Genomic DNA, 22591 nt, shown 5'->3' on the forward strand with positions numbered 1-22591 from the left:
TGTGCTACGCCGCGTGAAAATGAAGGGATTACAGGCCAGAAACAGCAGCGGCGCCCAGGGCGCCGCTGCAAAAAGAACGTGTCGGCAAGCCCGGGGGCCCGCCGTTGCAGAACATCAGACCTCAATATCTGCCATATCGCCTTTCTCCTGTAACCAGTTACGACGGTCTTCGGAGCGTTTTTTGGCAAGTAGCATGTCCATGACCGCCAGCGTGCGCGCATCGTCATCGTCGCTGATGGTGAGCTGCACCAGACGGCGCGTGTTCGGATCGAGCGTCGTTTCACGCAGCTGCATCGGGTTCATCTCGCCGAGGCCTTTAAAGCGCTGTACGTTCGGTTTGCCTTTCTTACGCTTAAGCTGTTCCAGCACGCCCGCTTTCTCTTCTTCATCCAGCGCGTAATAGACCTCTTTGCCAAGATCGATACGGTAGAGCGGCGGCATAGCGACATACACGTGGCCGCCTTTCACCAGTGAGCGGAAGTGTTTCACAAACAGCGCGCAGAGCAGCGTCGCGATGTGCAGGCCATCGGAGTCCGCATCCGCGAGGATGCAAACCTTGCCGTAACGCAGCTGGCTGAGATCGTCGCTGTCTGGATCGATGCCGATCGCAACCGAGATGTCGTGCACCTCTTGAGAGGCCAGCACTTCATCGGAAGAGACTTCCCAGGTATTCAGGATCTTACCCTTGAGCGGCATGATCGCCTGATATTCACGATCGCGCGCCTGCTTGGCGGAGCCGCCAGCGGAATCCCCTTCCACCAGGAAGAGTTCCGTGCGGTTGAGATCCTGCGCGGTGCAGTCCGCCAGCTTTCCGGGCAGCGCCGGGCCGCTGGTCAGTTTCTTACGCACCACTTTTTTGGCGGCGCGCAGACGACGCTGGGCGCTGGCGATAGCCAGTTCCGCAAGCTGTTCCGCTGCCTGAACGTTCTGGTTGAGCCACAGGCTGAAGGCATCTTTCACCACGCCTGAGACAAACGCCGCGCACTGGCGCGAAGAGAGACGCTCTTTGGTCTGCCCGGCGAATTGCGGATCCTGCATTTTTACTGACAGCACGTACGCACAGCGCTCCCAGATATCTTCCGCCGAGAGCTTCACGCCGCGCGGCAGGATATTACGGTATTCGCAAAACTCACGCATGGCATCCAGCAGGCCCTGGCGCAGGCCGTTGACGTGGGTGCCGCCCTGCATCGTCGGGATCAGGTTAACGTAGCTTTCCGTCAGCAGCTCGCCGCCTTCCGGCAGCCACAGCAGTGCCCAGTCTACGGCTTCCGTTTCGCCAGAGAAGTTACCGATAAACGGTTTTTCCGGCAGCGTAATCAGCCCGTTGACCGCTTCGCACAGGTAATCGTTCAGACCATCCTCATAGCACCAGCGCTGCTCGGTGTTGTTCACCTGGTCTTTAAAGTTAATTTCAACGCCGGGGCAGAGTACGGCTTTTGCTTTTAACAGATGCGTCAGGCGAGACACGGAAAAGCGCGGGCTGTCGAAGAACTTCTCATCCGGCCAGAAGTGGACGCTGGTGCCGGTCTGGCGTTTCGCACAGGTGCCGACCACGCTGAGTTCTTTGACTTTCTCGCCGTTTTCAAAGGCAATGTTGTAAATCTGCCCGTCGCGTTTCACGTTGACTTCTACGCGTTTGGACAGGGCGTTAACCACCGAGATCCCAACCCCATGCAGGCCGCCGGAGAACTGGTAGTTCTTGTTAGAAAATTTACCGCCCGCGTGCAGACGGCAGAGGATAAGCTCGACGGCGGGAACGCCCTCTTCCGGGTGGATATCCACCGGCATGCCGCGCCCGTCGTCGATGACTTCCAGCGACTGGTCGGCGTGCAGGATCACGTCGACGCGTCTGGCATGGCCCGCCAGCGCTTCATCGACGCTGTTATCAATAACTTCCTGGCCCAGATGGTTGGGACGGGACGTGTCGGTATACATCCCCGGACGGCGGCGCACCGGCTCAAGCCCGGTGAGCACCTCAATGGCATCGGCATTATAGGATTGGGTCATGATTTTATCGTCAGGTCACAAAACGGCATCGTTGCCTTAGCGTTATCGCAGGCTAAGGAAATCGACAATCTGCGTGAAATAATCTTCAAAGCCTGCAAATGCGTGGTTGCCGCCGGTTTCTACCGTTTGACGGCATGGCGCGTAATACGCCACCGCCTGGCGGTAATCCAGCACCTCGTCACCGGTCTGCTGCAACAGCCAGATGAGATCCGGGGCTTCGAGCGGCTCAATTTGCATCACTTTCAGATCGTAAATATGGCGTGACTCTAGCACATATTGCTGCCCGGTGTAGGGGTTCTCGTTGGCGCCGAGAAAATCGGTCAGCAGTTCAAAGGGGCGCACCGCCGGGTTCACAACCACCGCAGGCAGCATAAAGCATTGCGAAAGCCAGGCGGCGTAATAGCCGCCGAGCGAGGAGCCGACAACACCGAGCGGCTCGCCGCCATGTTCAAGCACCAGCGATTCCAGCAATTCCGCGGCATCAGACGGATACGGCGGCAGTTGGGGAATGACCATGTTGATCTCAGGGTGCTGTTGCGCCAGCCAGCGCTGCAGGCTGGTGGCCTTCGCGGAGCGAGGGGAACTGTTAAAACCGTGGAGATAGAGAAGTGTAGACATCAGTATCCTTCTGATGCGGTATCAGGGCGGAACTGCGCGCCTTCAAGACGGCACACTTCCGTGGTGAGCAGGCCGTCAGGGTGCAGATTCAGCCAGCGCCAGCCGGGTGCGACGGTGTCGAGCGTGAATCCGGCGCAGTGCGGTTTAAACTGAACGCAGGTGGAGGGCGTTGCCAGCAGGCGGCGCCCGTTCCAGTCGAGATCCAATTCCTGATGAATGTGACCACAGAGCAGGTGTTTGACTTGTGGATAACGGCTCAGCACTTCATCAAGCGCGGGCGCGTTACGCAGACTGTGTTGATCGAGCCAGCCGCAGCCGGACGGCAGCGGATGATGATGAAGTAACAATAACGTGTGGCGCTCCGGTGCCTGCTGAAGCATGCGCTCCAGCCACTCCAGTTGATAATCGCTGAGTTCACCATGCGGCACGCCGAAAACCTGACTGTCGAGCAGCAGCACCTGCCAGTTATCACCGGCGAATACTCGCTTGGCGGGCGAAATGCCGGCATCTTGCAGTGAGCTGAACATGGCTGGCTGGAAATCGTGGTTGCCAGGCAGCCAGACACACGGCGCTGGCAGCGACGCGATGCCCGCCGCAAAATGCTCATAGGCCTCAGGCGTATGATCCTGCGCCAGGTCCCCTGTCGCGACAATCAAATCGCACTCGCGCTGTTCAGCGTGAAGCGACGCCAGCACCGCCTGGAAGCTTTCCCAGGTATTCACGCCGAGCAGCGTCTCATTCTTACCAGCAAACAGGTGAGTATCAGTAATTTGTAATATCCTGACGCTGGCCCCACCAGCAACAGGAAGATTTAACAGGCTTTCCAAATGGTGTCCTTAGGTTTCACGACGCTAACAAACCGGAACCGCCATTGCTCCATGCGCTAAACAGTAGCGTAGCCAGTCGGCAAGAAACTGGTTAATTTGATGTTTTTCGTCGCGCTGATGCAACTTTTTATTTGGGTAATCATAACGCGCTTTGAAGCGAAAGATCTGCTGGCTTGAACACACTTCCGCGACCATGGCGTCATGGTAAAGCCTTACGCTCATTGACGGCAAACTCCAGTAGCTGACTTTCGGCGCGGTTTGCTCTATCTGCACAAGCGTGGTGTATCGGGTTGATTCCAGGATAGTTAAACGGTATTGCGCGCCCGCCACCTGATAACTGACGGCTTCGCCCGGTGCGTCATTGCGAGGCAGCAGGCGGCGCAACTGCGCGAAGTTGGTTTCGCACAGGCGCATCATTTCTGGAAAATCAGGTGTATAACGCTTCATATTCAGGTGTTCCACTCGTCTCTCAATGCTTGATGATGTAACTGCAGCCATTGCAGTGCGATGACCGAGGCCGCGTTGTCGATTCTCCCCTCTTCTACCCAAAGGTATGCCTGTTCCCGGCTTACCACATGAACACGAATATCTTCGTTTTCATAAGCCAGACCGTGTATGCCTTGCGCGGTCGTAGCGTCCACTTCGCCAACCAGTAATGACAGGCGCTCGCTGGTGCCGCCAGGGCTTGCCAGATAGCTCATGAATTTTTTTACGCGCCCGACGCTAAGTCCCGCTTCTTCCATCGCCTCGCGTCGCGCGACCTCTTCTACCGTTTCGCCAGGCTCAATCATGCCCGCGACCAGTTCCAGCAACCATGGGGTTTCGCTGGTGTCGAACGCCGCGATGCGGATCTGCTCAACCAGCACCACCTCATCGCGCACAGGGTCAAAGGGTAGCAGGACTGCGGCATGGCCGCGCTCAAAAATTTCGCGCCGTACTTCGCCGCTCATTTCACCGTTAAAAAGGCGGTGGCGAAAGCGGTAGAGATCGAGCGAAAAAAAGCCGCGATATAGCTTTTCCCGTGCAATAATTTCTACATCGTTTTTGGTGAAAGTAACGGGGTTTTGGGTTGATTTGCTCATGATGGTTTCCGGTTCGAGATGGTGCCAAATCTGGGCGTTTCAAGCCAGTTTACCTGCCGTTTCATTGCCCATGTGATAGATTGTGGAAATTTAGTGGCAGAAGGCACGTTACGCCAAGCCTCACGGCGGGCTGACTCTGGTAGAATCGGCGATCAATTTTTCGGCTTCTGACAGCGCTAATAAATTCTTTATGCTTCACAACAAGGAATGCAAATGAAGAAACTGCTCCCCATCCTTATCGGCCTGAGCCTGACGGGCTTCAGCGCCATGAGCCAGGCAGAAAACCTGTTGCAGGTTTACCAGCAGGCACGTTTAAGTAACCCGGACCTGCGCAGCTCCGCTGCTGACCGCGACGCCGCATTCGAAAAAATTAACGAAGCCCGCAGTCCTTTACTTCCGCAGCTCGGCCTGGGTGCAGATTACACCTATAACAGCGGTTTTCGCGATAACGACGGCGTCGACAGCACCGCCAAGAGCGCCTCGTTGCAGTTAACCCAGACCATTTTTGATATGTCTAAATGGCGCGCCCTGACGCTGCAGGAAAAAACCGCAGGCATCCAGGACGTGACGTATCAGACCGATCAGCAAACGCTGATGCTCAATACCGCGACCGCCTATTTCCAGGTGCTGAGCGCGATTGACGCGCTTTCCTACACCGAAGCGCAGAAACAGGCGATTTACCGCCAGCTCGATCAAACCACCCAGCGTTTTAACGTGGGCCTGGTCGCGATTACCGACGTGCAGAACGCCCGTGCTCAGTACGATAACGTGCTGGCGAATGAAGTGACGGCGCGCAACAACCTCGACAACGCGCTGGAACAACTGCGTCAGGTGACGGGCAACTACTACCCGCAGCTCGCCTCGCTGAACGTCGATAGCTTCAAAACCGCCAAACCGGCCGCCGTTAACGCCCTGCTGAAAGAAGCCGAGCAGCGCAACCTGACGCTGCTGCAGGCGCGCCTCAGCCAGGATCTGGCGCGTGAACAGATTCGCTATGCCGAAACCGGCCATATGCCTACGCTCGGCTTAACAGCCTCCAGTAGCGTTTCTGACACCGACTACAGCGGCAGTAAAACCGGCGGCGCGGCGGCAAGCAACTATGCCGACCGTAAAATCGGCCAGAACTCCGTTGGCCTGAGTTTCAACATGCCGCTCTACAGCGGCGGCTCGGTCACCTCGCAGGTCAAACAAGCGCAGTACAGCTTCGTTGGCGCCAGTGAGAAACTGGAAAGCGCGCACCGTAACGTCGTGCAGACTGTGCGTTCGTCTTATAACAACGTGAACGCGTCCATCAGCAGCATCAAAGCGTATGAGCAGGCCGTGGTTTCCGCGCAAAGCTCGCTGGATGCGATGGAAGCGGGTTACTCCGTCGGTACGCGCACCATCGTTGATGTGCTGGACGCTACCACCACGCTGTACAACGCCAAGCAGCAGCTCTCAAGCGCGCGTTATAACTACCTGATCAACCAGCTCAATATTAAATCTGCGCTGGGTACGCTCAACGAGCAGGATCTGATCGCGCTGAACAACTCACTGGGCAAGCCGGTTTCCACTGCGCCTGAAAACGTCGCCCCGGAAAACCCTGAGCAGGACGCCGCCGTGAATAATATGGCGAGCAGCGGTACGGCACCGTCGATGCAGCCAGCCGCAGCGACCCGCAGCAACAACGCTAACAGCAGCAATCCGTTCCGTCAGTAACGACCTCAGGCGGGAGGCGTAAGCGCTTCCCGCCTGAACGTAAGTCAACGTAAAGATCCCCGCGCCATCGGGCTCCTCGCTTTAATTTCAACCACTCATCCACTATCCTGAGCACCATAACTGTGCAATACCACTGGGTCAGGATGCAGGCATGAAACGGACAAAACAGATAAACCTCGCAATGTTCCGCAAAAGCTGGAACGCGCGCCATTTAACGCCGGTGGCCTTTGCGGTCACGGCAGCCTTTATGCTGTCGGGGTGTGAGAAGAGCGACGAAACCGTCCAGCTCTATCAGAACGCCGACGACTGCGCGGCCGCTAACCCCGGCAAAAGCGCTGAATGTACCACCTCGTACAATAACGCCCTGAAAGAGGCGGAACGCACTGCGCCCAAATACGCGACGCGTGAAGACTGTGTGGCAGAATTTGGCGAAGATCAGTGCCAGCAGGTCAATAACACCAACAACAATCAGGCCGCACAACAAACCGGCAGCATGTGGATGCCGCTGATGGCGGGCTACATGATGGGTCGTCTGATGGGCGGCGGCGGCATGGGCTTTGCGCAGCAACCGCTGTTCAGCTCTCGCAACCCGGCGAGCCCGGCGTACGGTAAATATACCGATGCCAGCGGGCGTAACTACGGCACCGCGCAACCGGGCCGGACGATGACCGTGCCGAAATCTGCGATGACGCCAAAACCCGCCACCACGTCGACGATTACTCGCGGCGGCTTCGGGGATTCCGTCGCCAGACAGGCCACGATGCAGCGCAGCGCGGCAGGCACCTCTTCTCGTTCAATGGGCGGCTAACACATGGAAAGAATCGCTATTAGCGAGCGCCCGGACTGGCGCGAAAAAGCGGCCGAATACGGTTTTAATTTTCACACCATGTATGGCGAACCGTACTGGTGTGAAGAGGCCTATTATCGTCTGACGCTCTCGCAGGTAGAAAAACTGGAAGAAGTCACGGCCGAACTGCACCAGATGTGTTTGCAGGTGGTTGAGAAAGTGGTGGCCAGCGACGCGCTGATGACCAAATTCCGCATTCCGAAGCACACCTGGGAGTTTGTACGTCAGTCCTGGCGCAGCGGCCAGCCGTCGCTCTATTCGCGTCTTGATCTCGCCTGGGACGGTCGTGGCGAGCCAAAACTGCTCGAAAACAATGCCGACACGCCCACCTCGCTGTACGAAGCGGCCTTCTTTCAATGGATCTGGCTGGAAGATCAATTGCGCGCGGGCAAACTCCCGGAAGGCAGCGATCAATTCAATAGCCTCCAGGAAAAGATCATTGAACGTTTCGCTGAGCTGAAAGCGCAGTACGGGTTTAACCGCCTGCACCTCGCCTGCTGTCGCGATACGGTGGAAGATCGCGGGACGGTACAATATCTGCAGGATTGCGCCAGCGAAGCCGGGATCGACAACGATTTTCTGTTTATTGAAGATATCGGCCTTGGCGAGAAGGGACAGTTTACCGATCTGCAGGATCAGGTGATAAGCAACCTGTTTAAGCTCTATCCCTGGGAATACATGCTGCGTGAGACGTTTTCCACCAAGCTTGAAGACGCGGGCGTGCGCTGGCTGGAGCCGGCATGGAAAAGCATTATTTCCAACAAGGCGCTCCTGCCGATGCTCTGGGAACTTTACCCGAATCACCCAAACCTGCTGCCGGCGTACTTCAGTGAAGACAATCCGCCGCCGATGGACAAATATGTGGTGAAGCCGCTTTTCTCTCGTGAAGGCGCCAACATTTCTATTGTCGACAACGGTCAGACCATCGCCCAGGTGGAAGGCCCGTATGGCGAAGAAGGCACTATCGTGCAGCAGTTCTACCCGCTGCCAAAATTTGGCGACAGCTATACGCTTATCGGCAGCTGGCTTATCAACGATCAGCCCGCCGGGATCGGCATTCGCGAGGATAAAGCGCTGATAACTCAGGATTTGTCACGCTTCTACCCGCATATGTTTGTGGAATAACCATGATGGCGCGCCACGCGCCATCGTCACCCTACCTGCACCGAGAGCATACTCAACGACGCCATTTCCAGACCATCAACCGGAATGCTCACGGGCTCATCGCCGTCCCATGCACCGAGCACGTACAGCAACGGAAGGAAATGTTCCGCCGTCGGGTTCGACAGGCTGCCACCGGGGTGATCCAGATAGTTAACCAGCGGGTGTTCGGCATCGTCGCCGCGCCATGTCAGGTTTTCTTTTACAAAGCTATTGAACGACGCCGCCCACGGATACGGCTCACCCTCGCCATGCCAGCGGGCGGTACGCAGGTTATGCACGACGTTACCGCTCGCCACCAGCATTACGCCTTCGTTGCGAAGCGCCGCCAGCCGGCGCCCCATCTGGTAGTGCCAGAGCGGCGGTTTAGTGCTATCAATACTCAGTTGTACAAGCGGAATATCCGCCTGCGGATACATTTTTATCAGGACGCCCCAGGCACCATGATCGAAGCCCCAGGCTTCGCGATCGAGCGTGACCGGCTGCGGCGCGAGAAGATCCACCACGCGCTGCGCCAGCGCAGGCGAGCCGGGGGCCAGATAGTGCGTGTCGTAGAGTGCCTGCGGGAAACCGCCAAAGTCGTGAATGGTCTGCGGCTGTTCCATCGCGGTGACGCCGGTGCCGCGCGTAAACCAGTGGGCAGAGACCATCACAATGGCTTTCGGGCGTGGCAACGTGTCGCCAAGCTTGCGCCAGGCGCGGGTATAACGGTTATCTTCCAGCACGTTCATCGGGCTGCCGTGGCCCAGGAACAATGCAGGCATACGGGGTGAGTGCGTCATTATTATTACCTGAATCGGTGTTATCAATGGCACTACCTTACGCCGATTGCGCGGGTAAAGAACGGAGATAAGGGTGATGAAGATCGTCAGAAAATTTGAATGTAAGGGTTCTGTAAAAGCCAAGCACGGGGCTCGACTTTTCCGCCTCGCTCACAAACAATAATGATAATCATTATTAAAAGGAGTCTTCGATGTCAGTGCCTCTGATCCTGACCCTGCTGGCGGGCGGTGCCACGTTTATCGGCGCGCTGCTGGGCGTACTGGGACAAAAACCGTCTAATCGCCTGCTGGCGTTTTCACTGGGTTTTGCTGCGGGCATTATGCTGCTGATTTCTCTAATGGAAATGTTGCCTGCCGCGCTTAATGAGGAAGGCATGTCGCCGGTCCTGGGTTACGGCATGTTTATTGTGGGTCTGCTCGGTTATTTCGCCCTCGATCGTCTGCTGCCGCACGCGCATCCACAGGATCTTATCGATCCGCGCCCGGCGCAGTCGCACAACCTGCGCCGCACCGCACTGCTGCTGACACTGGGTATCAGCCTGCATAACTTCCCGGAAGGTGTCGCTACCTACGTGACGGCCAGCAACAACCTGGAGCTCGGCTTCGGCATTGCGCTCGCAGTAGCGCTGCACAATATTCCCGAAGGGCTGGCGGTGGCAGGCCCGGTCTACGCCGCAACCGGCTCGCGTCGTAAAGCCGTTATCTGGGCGGGCGTCTCCGGTATGGCGGAAATTCTTGGTGGCGTGCTGGCCTGGCTCATCCTCGGCACGATGGTCTCGCCGGTGGTGATGGCGGCTATCATGGCGGCGGTGGCCGGGATCATGGTGGCACTGTCGGTGGATGAGTTAATGCCGCTTGCTAAAGAGATAGATCCAAATAATAACCCGAGCTACGGCGTACTGTGCGGGATGTCCGTGATGGGCTTTAGCCTGACGCTGCTGCAAACCAGCGGCCTTAGCGGCTAATAAAAAAGCCCGGTCTGACCGGGCTTTAAAAGGTATTCAGGCCCGGCATTTGCCGGGTTTTTTGTTAGCTCGCTTTACGCTCCTGCGCCTGGCGATAGCTTACTAAATCTTCAATAGTGACGACTGGCATGTTGTGCTCGCGTGCAAACGCGATGCACTCCGGCGCGCGCGCCATGGTGCCGTCATCATTAGTCAGTTCGCACAGCACACCTGCCGGTTTAAAGCCCGCCAGTGAGACCAAATCGATGGTCGCTTCGGTGTGGCCGCCACGCGTAAGAACGCCGCCCGGCTGCGCGCGCAGCGGGAAAACATGGCCCGGGCGATGCAGGTCGGACGGTTTCGCGTCGTCGGCAATCGCCGCACGAATGGTCGTGATGCGATCGGCGGCGGAAACGCCAGTGGTCACGCCGTGCGCCGCTTCGATAGTCACGGTAAAGCCGGTACCGAACGCGCTGGTGTTATTTTCCACCATCATCGGCAGGTCGAGCTGTTTACGGCGTTCTTCGTTCAGGCACAGGCAGACGATGCCGCTGCCGTGACGGATGGTCAGCGCCATCTGTTCAACGGTCATAGTTTCGGCGGCGAAAATCATATCGCCTTCGTTTTCACGGTTCTCGTCATCAAGCACCATCACGCCGCGCCCTTCGCGAAGTGCGGCGATCGCGTTTTCCACGCGTTCAAAAGCGGTGCCAAAAGCAGAAAGAAGCGTCTGATTCATGGTAAAAAAACCTCATTAATTATATGGATTACCAGAATCAGGGCGGTCTTAGGAGTGCCGGCAAGCGGCAAGAAAAATAACGTGAGTGGGCGCAAGCCCAGGCAGATCGTTACCCTCTCCCATCCGGACTTTAACCGTCGGCCCCGGAATTACACCGGATCTGCTGACCTTCAGAAACAACCTGAAGCGCTCGCGGGCTTTCAGTTTATCCTGCATATTGCTGCCGCGGTTGCGACGCAGAACATGCCGGATAACGACACTGATTTACCGCCGGTGGGGAATTTCACCCCGCCCTGAGAATAAGCGAGATAACTATAACGCCATTGATAATCGTCGGCAATGCATGAGATTCAAACATTTCCGGTTTATCCCCTACGGATCAGCGATTACAATTAGTCTTCAGACCATACCAGATCAGGGAAACCGCTATGATTGACCCGAAAAAAATTGAACAGATCGCCCGTCAGGTCCATGAATCGATGCCAAAAGGGATCCGTGAGATCGGAGAAGATGTTGAGAAGAAAATCCGCCAGGTATTGCAGGCCCAGCTGTCTCGCCTGGATCTGGTGAGCCGTGAAGAGTTTGACGTACAAACACAGGTACTGCTGCGTACGCGTGAAAAACTCACCGCGCTGGAACAGCGTCTGACCGCGCTGGAATCACGTGGCGCGACCGCACCGGCAGACGCTTCTGCGACAGCAGGCGGCAATGCCAGCGCGCCTGTTACCGCAGTAACTCCGCCGCCCGCCATCCCGCCTGTTGATAACCTCGACAAACAAGACTAACCGCGGGTACAACGCCCCCTGCCTGGCAAGGGGCGTTCGCCAGACCCACAGCCTTAGCTGTTTTTCTGGATCTTCTTGATAATATTGGTGGTAGAACAGCCATCTTCGAAGTTCAGCACCATGACGTCCCCGCCATTGGCCCATACTTCTTTACTGCCCGCGATATCTTCAGGTTTATAGTCCCCGCCTTTCACCAGCAGATCCGGCAGGATCTCGCTAATTAAGCGCTGCGGGGTATCTTCTTCAAACGGCACCACCCAGTCTACAGCTTCCAGTGCGGCCAGCACCGTCATGCGCTGCTCCTGCGGGTTCACCGGACGGGTATCGCCTTTCAGGCGGCGGGTCGAGGCGTCGCTATTCACCGCCACGATTAACCGATCGCCAAGCTTGCGCGCGTTTGCCAGATAAGACACATGACCCGCGTGAAGGATGTCGAACACGCCGTTAGTCATGACGACCTTCTCGCCACGCTTACGCGCCGCCAGTACGGCGTCTTTCAGCGCCGCTTCGCTCATTACGCCAAAGCCGGTTTCCGAGCGCCCGCGCACCGCGTTTTCCAGTTCGACCGGAGACACGGTTGAAGTCCCGAGTTTACCCACCACCACGCCCGCCGCCGCATTTGCGAAGAAACAAGCTTCTTCGAGCGAATTACCGGACGCCAGCGTCGCCGCCAGTACGCCTATCACCGTGTCGCCCGCGCCGGTCACGTCGTAGACTTCCTGCGCCTGTGTCGGCAGGTGGAACGGTGCTTTACCCGGTTGCAGCAGCGTCATCCCCTGTTCGGAGCGGGTCACCAGCAGCGCGCTGAGATCGAAATCAGCGATGATTTTCATGCCGCGCTCGACGATTTCCTGCTCGTTTTTGCATTTGCCCGCGACGGCTTCGAACTCAGAGAGGTTCGGCGTCAGCAGTGTCGCACCGCGATAGCGCTCGAAATCGGTGCCTTTCGGGTCAATCAGCACCGGAACACCCACGTCACGCGCGAGCTTTATCATCTGCTGGACGCTTGCGAGCGCACCCTTGGCATAGTCAGAAAGCACCAGCGCGCCGATCTGCCCCAGCGCCTGGTTGATACGCTCGTGAAGCGGCTGCGGGTCGACACCCTCAAAACCTTCTTCAAAATCCAGGCGAATCAACTGCTGGTTGCGTGAAAGCACGCGCAGTTTGGTGATAGTCGGATGCGTTGGCACCGAGACAAAATCGCACTTCACATTCACCTGTGAGAGCGACTGGCTGAGCGCGCGCGCCGCGTCGTCGATGCCAGTCAGGCCGACCAGACGCGAGTTTGCGCCAAGAGACGCGATGTTCATTGCCACGTTCGCCGCGCCGCCCGGGCGCTCTTCGATGGTTTCCACTTTCACGACGGGTACCGGCGCCTCCGGCGAGATGCGGCTCGTCGGGCCATACCAGTAGCGGTCCAGCATGACATCACCTACTACCATGACGCCTGCGCGTTCAAAATCGGGCAGCGTTACTTTCATTCCTGACTCTCCTGAGAGATACCAAAATTTGCGCGCGATGATAGCACAGTTACGCGCGATCGCACGGTTACGCCGGGGCCAGCCAGCGTCGCCAGCTGTCGCGCACCTGTTCACGCTCTTGACTGAATGCCGCCTGCGCCACGTGCCCGGGCTGTTCCTGCAATGCCAGCCGGTGCAGTTCGTCGCGAAGCCGGACATACGCCTGTGTTAGCGCTTTCGCTTCGTCTTCACGCATGATGTCGTGCTGCGCCAGCAATTCCAGAATGCGCACGTTATCCGACCAGCGCGTCAGCTTCGGCTGTTCAGGCGCGTAGCGCAACACCAGAAACTGCGTAATGAATTCAATATCGGTAATGCCGCCTTCATCAGCTTTAATATCAAACCGATCGCGATGTTTATTACCCAGGTGCGCGCGCATCTTCTCGCGCATTTCGCGCACGTCTGTTTGCAATTTATCGGCATCGCGCGGCGTGGAGAGCACGTCACGGCGGATGGCGTCAAACTGCGCCTGGAGAGGCTTGTCGCCGTAGACAACGCGGGCACGCACCAGCGCCTGATGCTCCCATGTCCAGGCCTCATTTTTCTGGTAATCCGCGAAGGCTTCCGCTGTCGTCACCAGCATGCCCGCAGCGCCAGATGGGCGCAGACGCGCGTCTACTTCATAGAGAATGCCGGAGGAGGTACGGGTGCTGAAAAGGTGCATGATGCGCTGCGCGAGGCGCAGATAGAACTGACGGCCATCGATATTGCGCTCGCCATCGGTCATGACGTCTGCCGGGCAGTCGTGCAAAAACACCAGGTCGAGATCGGAACTGTAACCCAGCTCCCAACCGCCGAGCTTACCGTAGCCCACCACCGCGAAGCCGCGTCCGTCGCGTGCGCGCAGATGTGTCGGCTGGCCATAGCGCGCCACCATCTGGCCCCACGCTTGCTGAACCACCGCGTCAATGATGGCTTCCGCAAGCCAGGTTAAGTGATCGCTCACTTTCATTACCGGCAGCGTACCGGCGATATCCGCTGCCGCCACGCGCAGAAGTTGTGCCTGTTTAAACTGCCGCAACGCCTCAAGCTGTTGCTCTTCATCGTCGTCCGGCACGCGCAGCAAATACTGGCGCAACTCGTCACGATACGCATCCATCGCCGTCGGCTGATAAAGCGTATTTGGATCAAGCAACTCATCAAGCAGCAACGGATAGCGCGCGAGCTGGCTTGCCACCATCGGCGAGGCGCCGCACAGACGAATCAGGTGCTTCAGCGCGCCGGGATATTCACTGAGCAGTTCGAGATACGTGGTGCGGGTGACGATGCCAGTTAAGAGCGGCGTTACACGCGATAACGTCAGTGCCGCCGCATCGGGGCTTGCGCAGACCGCGCACAACAGATGCGGCATCAGGTTATCAAGCACCTGACGCCCGCGCGGACCGATGGTGCGTTTTTCCGTTTCTTTGCGAAAATCGGCAAGCGTTGCGAGAAACCGCATCCGGCCTTCTGCGCCGAGCGCGCTCAGCACGGGTGTGTCGTCGTCAGCATCCAGCGCGTCATGCCATAACTCGCGCCAGCCTTCGGTGAGCGACTCCTCGCCGCCGGTCGGCTCTTCATCGCCAATAAGCTCATTAAACACCCGGCGCACACCTGCCATATGCTGCTCAAGCCGCGCGCTGAGCGCCTCCCAGCCCGGCTCACCCATCGCCCACGCCAGGCGCGCGCGGTTGAGCGCATCACCCGGCAGCGTCTGGGTTTGTTCATCATTGATGCTTTGCAGCAGGTTTTCGAGCCGGCGCAGGAAAAGATACGCGTCGCGCAGACAGGCGGCGTCATCGGCTGAAAGTAGATGCAGTTCTTCAATTGCCGTCAGCGTCGGTAGCAGCGAGCGCTGCTGCAACGACGGTTCACGCCCGCCGCGGATCAACTGAAATACCTGTACGATAAATTCGGTTTCGCGAATGCCGCCTGCGCCGAGCTTGATGTTATCCGTAAGGCCGCGGCGGCGTACTTCACGGGCAATCATTCCCTTCATATTGCGCAGCGACTGGATCACGCTGAAATCGATATAACGACGGAAAATGAAAGGCCGCAGCATGGCGCGCAGCTCCTGGCTCCAGACGTCATCGTTATCACCCATGATGCGCGCTTTCACCATCGCATAGCGCTCCCAGTCGCGCCCCTGCTCCTGATAGTAATCCTCCAGGGCTGCGAAGCTCAGCACCAACGGGCCGCTGTCGCCAAACGGGCGCAGACGCATGTCTACGCGGTAAACAAAGCCGTCCTGAGTGGGCTGGTCGAGCGCTTTAATCAGCCGCTGGCCAAGGCGCGTGAAGAACTGGGCGTTATCCAGTTCACGCCGACCGCCCTGCGTCGATCCGCCTTCAGGCCAGGCAAAAATCAGATCAATATCAGAGGAAAAATTCAGCTCGCCGCCGCCAAGCTTCCCCATCCCGAGGATCATGAGCGGTTGCGCGACACCCTGCGCGTTGCACGGCGTGCCCCACTCCCGGCAGCAGGCCGCGTAAAGCCAGTCGCGCGCCGCGACGATTAAGGTTTCCGCAAGCTGGCTGAGCTGCGTGAGCGTCTGCGCCGTGGTTGTCTGCGCCAGCGCCTGCGACCACGCGATGCGCGTCATGATGCGACGGCGGAAGAGACGCAGCGCGCGCATGAGCGCCGCCTCGTCATTTACTTGCGCCAGCGACGCCTGGAGCCAGGCGCCATACTGGCGCCCTTCGTCCGCCGCAGGTGGCGCGGCGTCTAATTCCTCAAGCCAGTCGGGGTGTGCGCTGACAGCCTCGCGCACAAAATCGCTGAAGGTCAGTACCGCTCGCGCATCATCGCTGAGCGCGGCGGCATCAAAAGGCAGCCGCTCCACCACGGCTTGCCAGTGCTGTTGCAACGGGAGGGAGAGCGGCGTCATGCGGGTTTTCCTGTGGTCGTTTACACTTTCCCGCTGTGCCGCCAGAACGGCGCCTGCGAGATAGCCTCATTGCGGAAATGTTCAATCTCGATGCGCTGGCCGGTTTCAATGGCATGGCGCAGCCCCTGCCAGTTATCGAGCCAGAACAGCGCGACGGTGTCGTCATAGACGCCCGCCAGCAGACGCAGCGCGTCCAGTTCACGCGCCAGACGCGGCAGTTGATCGACGTAGCGATCGCCAAGCGGCTGAGCAAATGCTGCTTTCAGCTCTGCGGCGTGGCGGGAAAGGTTGATGTCCGCAAAGCGTTTCCATGAATCTGCCATTTTCTGACGGCCTTTTTCATCCAGGAAAGGTTGCCAGCCCCGGAAGAGGATCCATTCGGTCAGCGCCAGACGAGCGGAAGCCTGAATGGCGCTGAAAGCGACCGTCTGCGCCGAGGCGTCTGTTGCAAGCGTCGCTTCGCATTGGGTGAGCAAATCACGTAAGCGAGTACTCGCTTTTCGCGGAATAATACCGCCGAAGAGCGCCAGCGTATGACGCACCAGGGCAATGGCTTCGCATACCTGCTGTTTCGCTTTGCTGTTGCCGCGCAGCCATAGCTCTTCATGGTACAGCCAGTGATCCAGCGCCCACTCCAGGGACGCTTCAAGCCCCTGCTCAACCTGCGCCTTCGCAGGCACTTTAAGCAGCGTCAGCGGACGCAGCGGGCGTTCTGGATTGCCCTGCGCCAGATGATAGCCGCGCGCCGCTTTACTGAGACTCCCCTGACGCAAACCCGGTTTTGCCACCAGCTGACGCGCAAATTTCAGCACGTCGGCGGCCTCGCCATGCAACAGTTCGAGTTCCAGTTCGCAGATGGGCTCCGCCAGCTCACCGGCTTTCACTTCGCCGCGGTCAAGTGCAAGCTCAATCCGGCTTTCACCGTAAGTAACCACCCACTTCTCGCGAGCGAAATCGGTGCTGAACAGCGGGCGGACCGCCGTTTGCAGCGTCTCAGGGGACAGCGTCTGCGGCCAGACCTCTGCCGGGAAGCGCGCCAGCGCAAGCTCGGGCGAATCCAGCTCGATGTTATATTCCGGCCGCTGGTGTAACCCGCCGGTCGTGCGGCCAGCCACCTTCATGGTCATTTCATAACGGCCATTATCGCCGCGAATACGCAGCCCCATATCGTGACGGCGCAACTGGTTGTCCGCCGTTTCGTAATAAATGTTGAGCAGCTGTCGCGGGGCGCTGTGTTCGGCCTCGAGGGCATTTAGCGCAGCGCGCAACGCGTCAATCTGTTCCGGGTCGACGATAAATTTGAGTTCGATTTCCTGAGCCATGTCTCTGCTTTCTGGTTGAGTCACACTGGAGAAAATGCCAGCGAACTTAATAGCCTGGTATCTGTCAGTAGATAGTATTTTGCGAAAAATTGCCACGTTTGAGGCTTTTTGACGCTATCAAAAACCAAAATTTGCCGCGGTGGCAGGCGACAGGCTGACCAGGAAGATTCCCATTCAGGTTTACGCTTTGCATCGTCAGACTGATGCCACTACTATCGTTCCACTTTCAACGACAATAACGACCAACTGATGCACAAATTACGTCTGATTTGCTTTTCTTTGCTTGCGCTTAGCGTCTCTTCCCAGGCCGTTGCCGACGAAAAACGCTATGTCTCGGATGAACTCAACACCTGGGTGCGTAGTGGCCCTGGTGACAATTACCGCCTCGTCGGCACAGTAAATGCCGGCGAAGAAGTCGCACTGCTGGAAAGTAACGGCAAATATGGACAGATTCGGGATGCAAGCGGTCGCACCTCGTGGATCCCGCTGGAACAGCTGAAAAGCGAACCGAGCCTGCGCACACGGGTGCCGGAGCTGGAAAGTCAGGTAAAAACCCTGACGGATAAGCTTAATAACATCGATACCACGTGGAACCAGCGCACGGCGGATATGCAGAAGAAAGTCGCCGCCAGCGACAGCATCATCAATGGGCTGAAAGACGAAAATCAAAAGCTTAAAAACGAGCTTATCGTGGCGCAGAAGAAAGTGAACGCCGCCAATATTCAGATCGATGATAAGCAGCGCACCATTATCATGCAGTGGTTTATGTATGGCGGCGGCGTGCTGGGTGTCGGTTTACTGCTCGGTTTACTGCTCCCGCATATGATCCCACGCCGTAAACGTAAAGACCGCTGGATGAACTAATCCCCTCAGGGCAGCGCCCGCTGCCCTTTTCGCTCACCATCTCCTCTACACTTAACGTATTATCTGTCGGCTAAATAGATGTCGGAGTGGAATGCGTGAAGAGTTATCTGGTTGGTGGTGCGGTGCGTGATGCCCTGTTAGGGTTGCCGGTAAAGGACAGAGACTGGGTGGTTGTGGGCGCCACACCTGCCCAGATGCTTGAGCTTGGGTATCAGCAGGTAGGAAAAGATTTCCCGGTATTTTTGCACCCGCAGACCCGCGAGGAATATGCTCTTGCGCGCACCGAGCGTAAATCCGGCCAGGGGTACACCGGCTTTACATGTTATGCCGCGCCGGACGTCACGCTGGAGCAAGATTTAGCGCGCCGCGATCTCACTATCAACGCCATCGCGCAGGACGACGCTGGCGAGTTTGTCGACCCTTATCACGGTCGCGACGACCTGAAGCTGCGCCTGTTGCGGCATGTCTCCCCCGCATTTAATGAAGATCCGCTGCGCGTGCTGCGCGTAGCCCGCTTCGCCGCGCGTTACGCGCATCTCGGTTTTCGCATCGCACCGGAAACGCTCGCGCTCATGCGCGACATGGCGGAGAACGGCGAGCTTTCGCACCTGACGGCGGAGCGCGTCTGGAAGGAAACCGAAAACGCGCTGACCACCCGTAACCCACAAATCTACTTTCTGATGCTGCGCGAGTGCGGCGCGCTGGGCGTGCTGTTCCCGGAAGTGGACAAGCTGTTCGGCGTCCCGGCACCCGCCAAATGGCACCCGGAAATTGACACCGGCATTCATACGCTGATGACGCTTTCTATGGCCGCGATGCTAAGCCCGGCGGTGGATGTGCGTTTCGCAGCGCTTGTGCATGATTTGGGCAAAGGGCTGACGCCGCCGCATTTGTGGCCACGCCATCATGGTCACGGCGCGGCGGGCGTGCGGCTGGTTGAGCAGGTCTGCAAGCGGCTGCGCGTCCCTAACGACATTCGCGATTTAGCAAAGCTGGTTGCGGAATATCACGATCTTATTCATACCTTCCCGATACTGAAACCGCGCACTATCGTGGGCCTGTTCGATGCGATAGACGCCTGGCGCAAGCCGCAGCGCGTGGAGCAAATCGCTATTACCAGCGAAGCGGATGTACGCGGGCGCACCGGTTTTGAAGCCAAAGATTATCCGCAGGCGCGGCTGCTCAGAGAAGCGTGGGACGTGGCGCGCGCAGTATCGACAAAAGATGTCGTGGCCGAAGGTTTTACCGGCCCGGCGATTCGCGAGGAACTGACCAAACGGCGGATCCGCGCGGTGGCGGCCTGGAAAGAGGCGAGATGCCCCCAGCCAGCGGCTGAGGGCTAAGACGTTTACATGAAGACCGCGTAAACAGCGGCAGCTACGATGAAACGGTAGATCGCGAAAGGAATAAACGAAATACGTTTAATGATGTGCAGGAAGGTTTTGATCGCCACCAGCGCCACGATAAAGGCGGTGACAAAGCCTACTGCGAACATCGGCAGATCGGCCATTGTCAGGAAGCCCATGCTCTTATAGAGATCAAGCGCGGTCGCCCCCATCATCATCGGTACCGCCAGCAGGAAGGAAAACTCCGAGGCCGCATAACGGCTCACGCCAACCAGCATCCCGCCAGAGATAGTCGCCCCTGAACGCGAAAAACCAGGACAGAGCGCAAGGCACTGGAAGCAGCCGATTAAAAAGGCCTGCCGATAGCTCATATCGTCCAGACCCGGCGCTTTCGGCTCTTTCGGCTTCAGCACTTCCGCAATGATTAGCAGCACACCGCCAACCACCAGCGCATACATCACGTTAATCGGGTTAAACAACGATTTGATGAAATCGTGAAACAGCAGGCCCAGCACCACGGCGGGCACCATACCGAGCAGGATATGAATAAGTGACAGGCGGCCTTTGCCGACACCCTCATGCGGCGGTTGTCCGAAATGGATGCCAATTAACCCGAACAGACGACGCCAGAACATCACCACGACGGCAAGGATTGACCCCAGTTGGATCACCACCTCAAAGGTTTTGGCGGTATCGCCCTCAAACCCCAGCAGGTGACCGACGATTATCATATGGCCGGTACTGGATACCGGCAGGAATTCGGTGAGTCCTTCAACAATGCCCAGGATCGCTGCGACCAGCAGCGAGTGCATATCAGTCATTCAGTAAACCCTCATACCCCAAAAAAAGCTAAAAAACGCGGCCATCAGCGCAACGGCCGCGAAAGTTCCTGCATTATGACCGGTATACCCGCGTTTGGTTTAACCATTATGAATTTAAATGTTTTAATTCGGATTATTGCTACGCTCAATCATTACGCCGACATTTGCCGCCTGCGCGACCGCGCCAGGCTTGCTTAATTTAATGCGTACCCAGGGGGCATTGAAGCGAGTCAGAATCAGCTCTGCGACCTCTTCTGCCACCCGCTCCACCAGCGCAAAACGCCCCTTACCAACATGCTCCAGCACAGCCTGAGTGACATCGGCGTAGCTCAGGCAATCGCGTACATCGTCGCTTTTCGCCGCCGCGCGGTTATCCCAGCCGATTTCGATATCGAACACGAGTTTCTGCTCGATGGTCTGTTCCCAGTCGTAAACGCCAATAGTGGTGATTACCGAAAGTTGCTCTATAAATACTATGTCCATCACGGCCCTGCCTGTTTTTAGCCCAGCCGGATACCACTTCCGGCAAAATATGCGTATTATCCACAGATGCAGAGAATACAACGACATTTTCACAACGGAACAGCGTTATGAGTGCAATCGCGCCTGGAATGATCCTCCTCGCGTACCTTTGCGGCTCGATTTCCAGCGCCATTCTGGTCTGCCGCATCGCAGGTCTCCCCGATCCTCGTGACAGCGGTTCCGGCAACCCCGGAGCGACCAACGTCCTGCGGATTGGCGGCAAGGGAGCAGCCGTAGCGGTACTGATTTTCGACGTGCTGAAAGGCATGTTGCCCGTCTGGGGCGCCTATGCGCTGGGCGTGACGCCATTCTGGCTGGGCCTTATCGCCATCGCCGCCTGTCTTGGTCATATCTGGCCGGTTTTCTTTCATTTTCGCGGCGGCAAAGGCGTGGCAACCGCGTTTGGTGCGATCGCCCCTATCGGCTGGGATCTGACCGGCGTGATGGCGGGCACCTGGCTTTTGACCGTGTTGTTAAGCGGGTATTCTTCGTTGGGCGCGATTGTAAGCGCACTGGTGGCGCCGTTTTACGTCTGGTGGTTTAAGCCGCAGTTTACCTTCCCGGTGGCGATGCTTTCCTGCCTGATTCTCTTGCGTCATCACGACAACATTCAGCGCTTATGGCGCGGCCAGGAAACCAAAATCTGGAGCCGGTTTCGCAAAAAACGGGCAGAAAAAAAGGAGTGATCATTCACTCCTTTTTTCTTGATGTCATATTGCTGAGCCGTTACGCGGCAGGCAGTTCCGCCAGCGGCCAGCGCGGACGAACAGTTACACCAAGGCCGGCTTCACCTTTCGCTTTAAGACGCACCATCCCCGCATAGGCAATCATCGCGCCGTTATCAGTGCAAAATTCAGGACGCGCATAGAAAACTTCGCCGCCGCGCTTTTGCATCATTTCCGCAAGGCGTACGCGCAACGTGCGGTTCGCGCTTACGCCGCCTGCCATCACCAGACGCTTAAAGCCGGTCTGATCCAGCGCCCTGCGGCATTTGATCATCAGCGTATCCACCACCGCGTCTTCAAAGGCACGCGCGATATCAGCTCGGGTCTGATCGTCGGTACCGTTGTCGCGAATAGTGTTCGCCGCGAAGGTTTTCAGCCCGGAGAAGCTGAAATCCAGCCCCGGGCGGTCGGTCATCGGGCGCGGGAAGGTAAAGCGCCCCGCGGTGCCCTGTGCGGCCATTTTCGACAGCATCGGGCCGCCGGGGTAATCAAGCCCCAGAAGCTTAGCGGTTTTATCAAACGCTTCGCCCGCCGCATCGTCGATAGACTCTCCGAGTAATTCATACTCACCGATGCCGGTGACGCTAATCAGCTGCGTATGACCGCCAGAGACCAGCAGCGCCACAAAAGGAAACGCGGGCGGGTTATCTTCTAACATCGGTGCCAGCAGATGGCCTTCCATGTGGTGTACCGGCACCGCCGGCACGTTCCAGGCAAACGCCAGCGCACGGCCGACGGTCGCGCCGACTAACAGCGCGCCCACAAGACCTGGCCCTGCGGTATAGGCCACAGCGTCGATATCCTGTGCCGTCAGGCCCGCTTCTTTTATCGCGGCCTGAATCAGCGGCACGGTCTTACGCACATGATCGCGCGAGGCCAGTTCAGGCACCACGCCGCCGTAGTCGGCATGCAGTTTCACCTGACTATACAATTGGTTGGCTAATAACCCGTTTTCATCGTCATAAATGGCGATGCCGGTTTCATCGCAGGATGTCTCAATTCCCAGTACACGCATGGTTTTTCTTACCTCTCTCGCCTGCCGCGCAGTGTAGGGCCAACGGCTGCGGATGTAAAACTTTGCTCAACCCAGGCGACCAGATAGTGTATAATGCGTG

At 57.7% G+C, this 22591-nt stretch carries 21 protein-coding genes and 1 riboswitch; of the genes, 8 read left to right on the plus strand and 13 right to left on the minus strand.

Features of this window, described 5'->3' with window-relative positions:
* Window positions 1-114 precede the first annotated feature (114 nt).
* The 5 genes from parE to nudF are packed head-to-tail and all read right to left on the minus strand — an operon-like array spanning window position 115 to window position 4534.
* Entirely contained in the window at window positions 115-2007 is a 1893-nt protein-coding gene (parE, locus tag AFK62_RS16435; RefSeq protein WP_053532034.1) for a DNA topoisomerase IV subunit B, read from the minus strand.
* A gap of 42 nt (window positions 2008-2049) precedes the next feature.
* The gene (yqiA, locus tag AFK62_RS16440) at window positions 2050-2625 is read right to left on the minus strand and encodes an esterase YqiA (RefSeq protein ID WP_007669357.1); all 576 of its coding nucleotides are present in this window, start codon (window positions 2623-2625) and stop codon (window positions 2050-2052) included.
* The gene (gene cpdA / locus AFK62_RS16445) at window positions 2625-3452 is read right to left on the minus strand and encodes a 3',5'-cyclic-AMP phosphodiesterase (RefSeq protein ID WP_007669360.1); all 828 of its coding nucleotides are present in this window, start codon (window positions 3450-3452) and stop codon (window positions 2625-2627) included. The genes yqiA and cpdA overlap by 1 nt, the downstream gene beginning before the upstream one ends.
* Before the next feature lie 24 nt (window positions 3453-3476).
* Window positions 3477-3899, minus strand: coding sequence for a DUF1249 family protein (locus AFK62_RS16450; RefSeq protein ID WP_004385612.1), 423 nt, complete (start codon window positions 3897-3899; stop codon window positions 3477-3479).
* Between the two features lie 2 nt (window positions 3900-3901).
* Window positions 3902-4534 (minus strand): ADP-ribose diphosphatase, encoded by a 633-nt coding sequence (gene nudF / locus AFK62_RS16455; protein ID WP_007669365.1) that lies wholly within the window; start codon window positions 4532-4534, stop codon window positions 3902-3904.
* A 213-nt stretch (window positions 4535-4747) separates the two neighbouring features.
* Here nudF and tolC point away from each other — a divergent pair, with 213 nt between their 5' ends.
* The 3 genes from tolC (at window position 4748) to AFK62_RS16470 (ending at window position 8204) form a co-directional block, all read left to right on the plus strand.
* The gene (gene tolC, locus AFK62_RS16460; protein WP_007669367.1) at window positions 4748-6232 is read left to right on the plus strand and encodes an outer membrane channel protein TolC; all 1485 of its coding nucleotides are present in this window, start codon (window positions 4748-4750) and stop codon (window positions 6230-6232) included.
* A gap of 151 nt (window positions 6233-6383) precedes the next feature.
* Window positions 6384-7040: a DUF1190 family protein gene (locus AFK62_RS16465; RefSeq protein ID WP_007669369.1), complete on the plus strand. Its 657-nt coding sequence runs from the start codon at window positions 6384-6386 to the stop codon at window positions 7038-7040.
* Window positions 7041-7043: 3 nt separating this feature from the next.
* The gene (locus tag AFK62_RS16470) at window positions 7044-8204 is read left to right on the plus strand and encodes a glutathionylspermidine synthase family protein (protein ID WP_053532035.1); all 1161 of its coding nucleotides are present in this window, start codon (window positions 7044-7046) and stop codon (window positions 8202-8204) included.
* Between the two features lie 26 nt (window positions 8205-8230).
* Here AFK62_RS16470 and ygiD read toward each other — a convergent pair whose 3' ends face one another.
* A complete protein-coding gene (gene ygiD / locus AFK62_RS16475; protein ID WP_007669372.1) occupies window positions 8231-9022 on the minus strand; it encodes a 4,5-DOPA-extradiol-dioxygenase in 792 nt (263 codons plus the stop codon).
* Window positions 9023-9213: 191 nt separating this feature from the next.
* Here ygiD and zupT point away from each other — a divergent pair, with 191 nt between their 5' ends.
* A complete protein-coding gene (gene zupT, locus AFK62_RS16480; RefSeq protein ID WP_007669374.1) occupies window positions 9214-9987 on the plus strand; it encodes a zinc transporter ZupT in 774 nt (257 codons plus the stop codon).
* Between the two features lie 64 nt (window positions 9988-10051).
* Here zupT and ribB read toward each other — a convergent pair whose 3' ends face one another.
* Window positions 10052-10705 carry a 3,4-dihydroxy-2-butanone-4-phosphate synthase gene (gene ribB / locus AFK62_RS16485; protein ID WP_053532036.1) on the minus strand — a complete coding sequence of 218 codons (654 nt, stop codon included), beginning with the start codon at window positions 10703-10705 and terminating at the stop codon, window positions 10052-10054.
* Window positions 10706-10812: 107 nt separating this feature from the next.
* Window positions 10813-11010: riboswitch (FMN riboswitch) on the minus strand.
* Window positions 11011-11133: 123 nt separating this feature from the next.
* On the opposite strand from ribB, the gene ubiK reads away from it, so the two are divergent.
* On the plus strand, window positions 11134-11490 hold the full coding sequence (ubiK, locus tag AFK62_RS16495; RefSeq protein WP_053532037.1) for a ubiquinone biosynthesis accessory factor UbiK: 357 nt from the start codon (window positions 11134-11136) through the stop codon (window positions 11488-11490).
* A gap of 53 nt (window positions 11491-11543) precedes the next feature.
* On the opposite strand, the gene hldE is transcribed toward ubiK, so the two are convergent.
* From hldE to AFK62_RS16510, 3 genes are all read right to left on the minus strand, one after another.
* Entirely contained in the window at window positions 11544-12971 is a 1428-nt protein-coding gene (hldE, locus tag AFK62_RS16500) for a bifunctional D-glycero-beta-D-manno-heptose-7-phosphate kinase/D-glycero-beta-D-manno-heptose 1-phosphate adenylyltransferase HldE (protein ID WP_007669378.1), read from the minus strand.
* A 67-nt stretch (window positions 12972-13038) separates the two neighbouring features.
* Window positions 13039-15876 (minus strand): bifunctional [glutamate--ammonia ligase]-adenylyl-L-tyrosine phosphorylase/[glutamate--ammonia-ligase] adenylyltransferase, encoded by a 2838-nt coding sequence (gene glnE, locus AFK62_RS16505; protein WP_007669379.1) that lies wholly within the window; start codon window positions 15874-15876, stop codon window positions 13039-13041.
* Window positions 15877-15896: 20 nt separating this feature from the next.
* Window positions 15897-17198 carry a CYTH domain-containing protein gene (locus tag AFK62_RS16510; protein WP_007669381.1) on the minus strand — a complete coding sequence of 434 codons (1302 nt, stop codon included), beginning with the start codon at window positions 17196-17198 and terminating at the stop codon, window positions 15897-15899.
* A gap of 249 nt (window positions 17199-17447) precedes the next feature.
* On the opposite strand from AFK62_RS16510, the gene AFK62_RS16515 reads away from it, so the two are divergent.
* Both AFK62_RS16515 and AFK62_RS16520 read left to right on the plus strand, forming a co-directional pair.
* Window positions 17448-18062 carry a TIGR04211 family SH3 domain-containing protein gene (locus AFK62_RS16515; protein ID WP_007669385.1) on the plus strand — a complete coding sequence of 205 codons (615 nt, stop codon included), beginning with the start codon at window positions 17448-17450 and terminating at the stop codon, window positions 18060-18062.
* 95 nt (window positions 18063-18157) lie between these two features.
* Entirely contained in the window at window positions 18158-19405 is a 1248-nt protein-coding gene (locus tag AFK62_RS16520) for a multifunctional CCA addition/repair protein (protein WP_007669388.1), read from the plus strand.
* 5 nt (window positions 19406-19410) lie between these two features.
* Here AFK62_RS16520 and bacA read toward each other — a convergent pair whose 3' ends face one another.
* Window positions 19411-20229: an undecaprenyl-diphosphate phosphatase gene (gene bacA / locus AFK62_RS16525; RefSeq protein ID WP_007669390.1), complete on the minus strand. Its 819-nt coding sequence runs from the start codon at window positions 20227-20229 to the stop codon at window positions 19411-19413.
* A gap of 123 nt (window positions 20230-20352) precedes the next feature.
* Window positions 20353-20712, minus strand: a complete 360-nt coding sequence (gene folB / locus AFK62_RS16530; protein WP_007669393.1) for a bifunctional dihydroneopterin aldolase/7,8-dihydroneopterin epimerase — start codon at window positions 20710-20712, stop codon at window positions 20353-20355.
* A 107-nt stretch (window positions 20713-20819) separates the two neighbouring features.
* On the opposite strand from folB, the gene plsY reads away from it, so the two are divergent.
* Complete coding sequence (gene plsY, locus AFK62_RS16535; protein WP_007669395.1) at window positions 20820-21437, plus strand: glycerol-3-phosphate 1-O-acyltransferase PlsY; 618 nt, start codon at window positions 20820-20822, stop codon at window positions 21435-21437.
* A gap of 40 nt (window positions 21438-21477) precedes the next feature.
* Here plsY and tsaD read toward each other — a convergent pair whose 3' ends face one another.
* The gene (tsaD, locus tag AFK62_RS16540) at window positions 21478-22491 is read right to left on the minus strand and encodes a tRNA (adenosine(37)-N6)-threonylcarbamoyltransferase complex transferase subunit TsaD (RefSeq protein WP_007669397.1); all 1014 of its coding nucleotides are present in this window, start codon (window positions 22489-22491) and stop codon (window positions 21478-21480) included.
* Window positions 22492-22591: the final 100 nt, after the last annotated feature.

The sequence above is a fragment of the Cronobacter condimenti 1330 genome, from assembly GCF_001277255.1.
In the GTDB taxonomy this organism is placed as follows: Bacteria; Pseudomonadota; Gammaproteobacteria; order Enterobacterales; family Enterobacteriaceae; genus Cronobacter; species Cronobacter condimenti.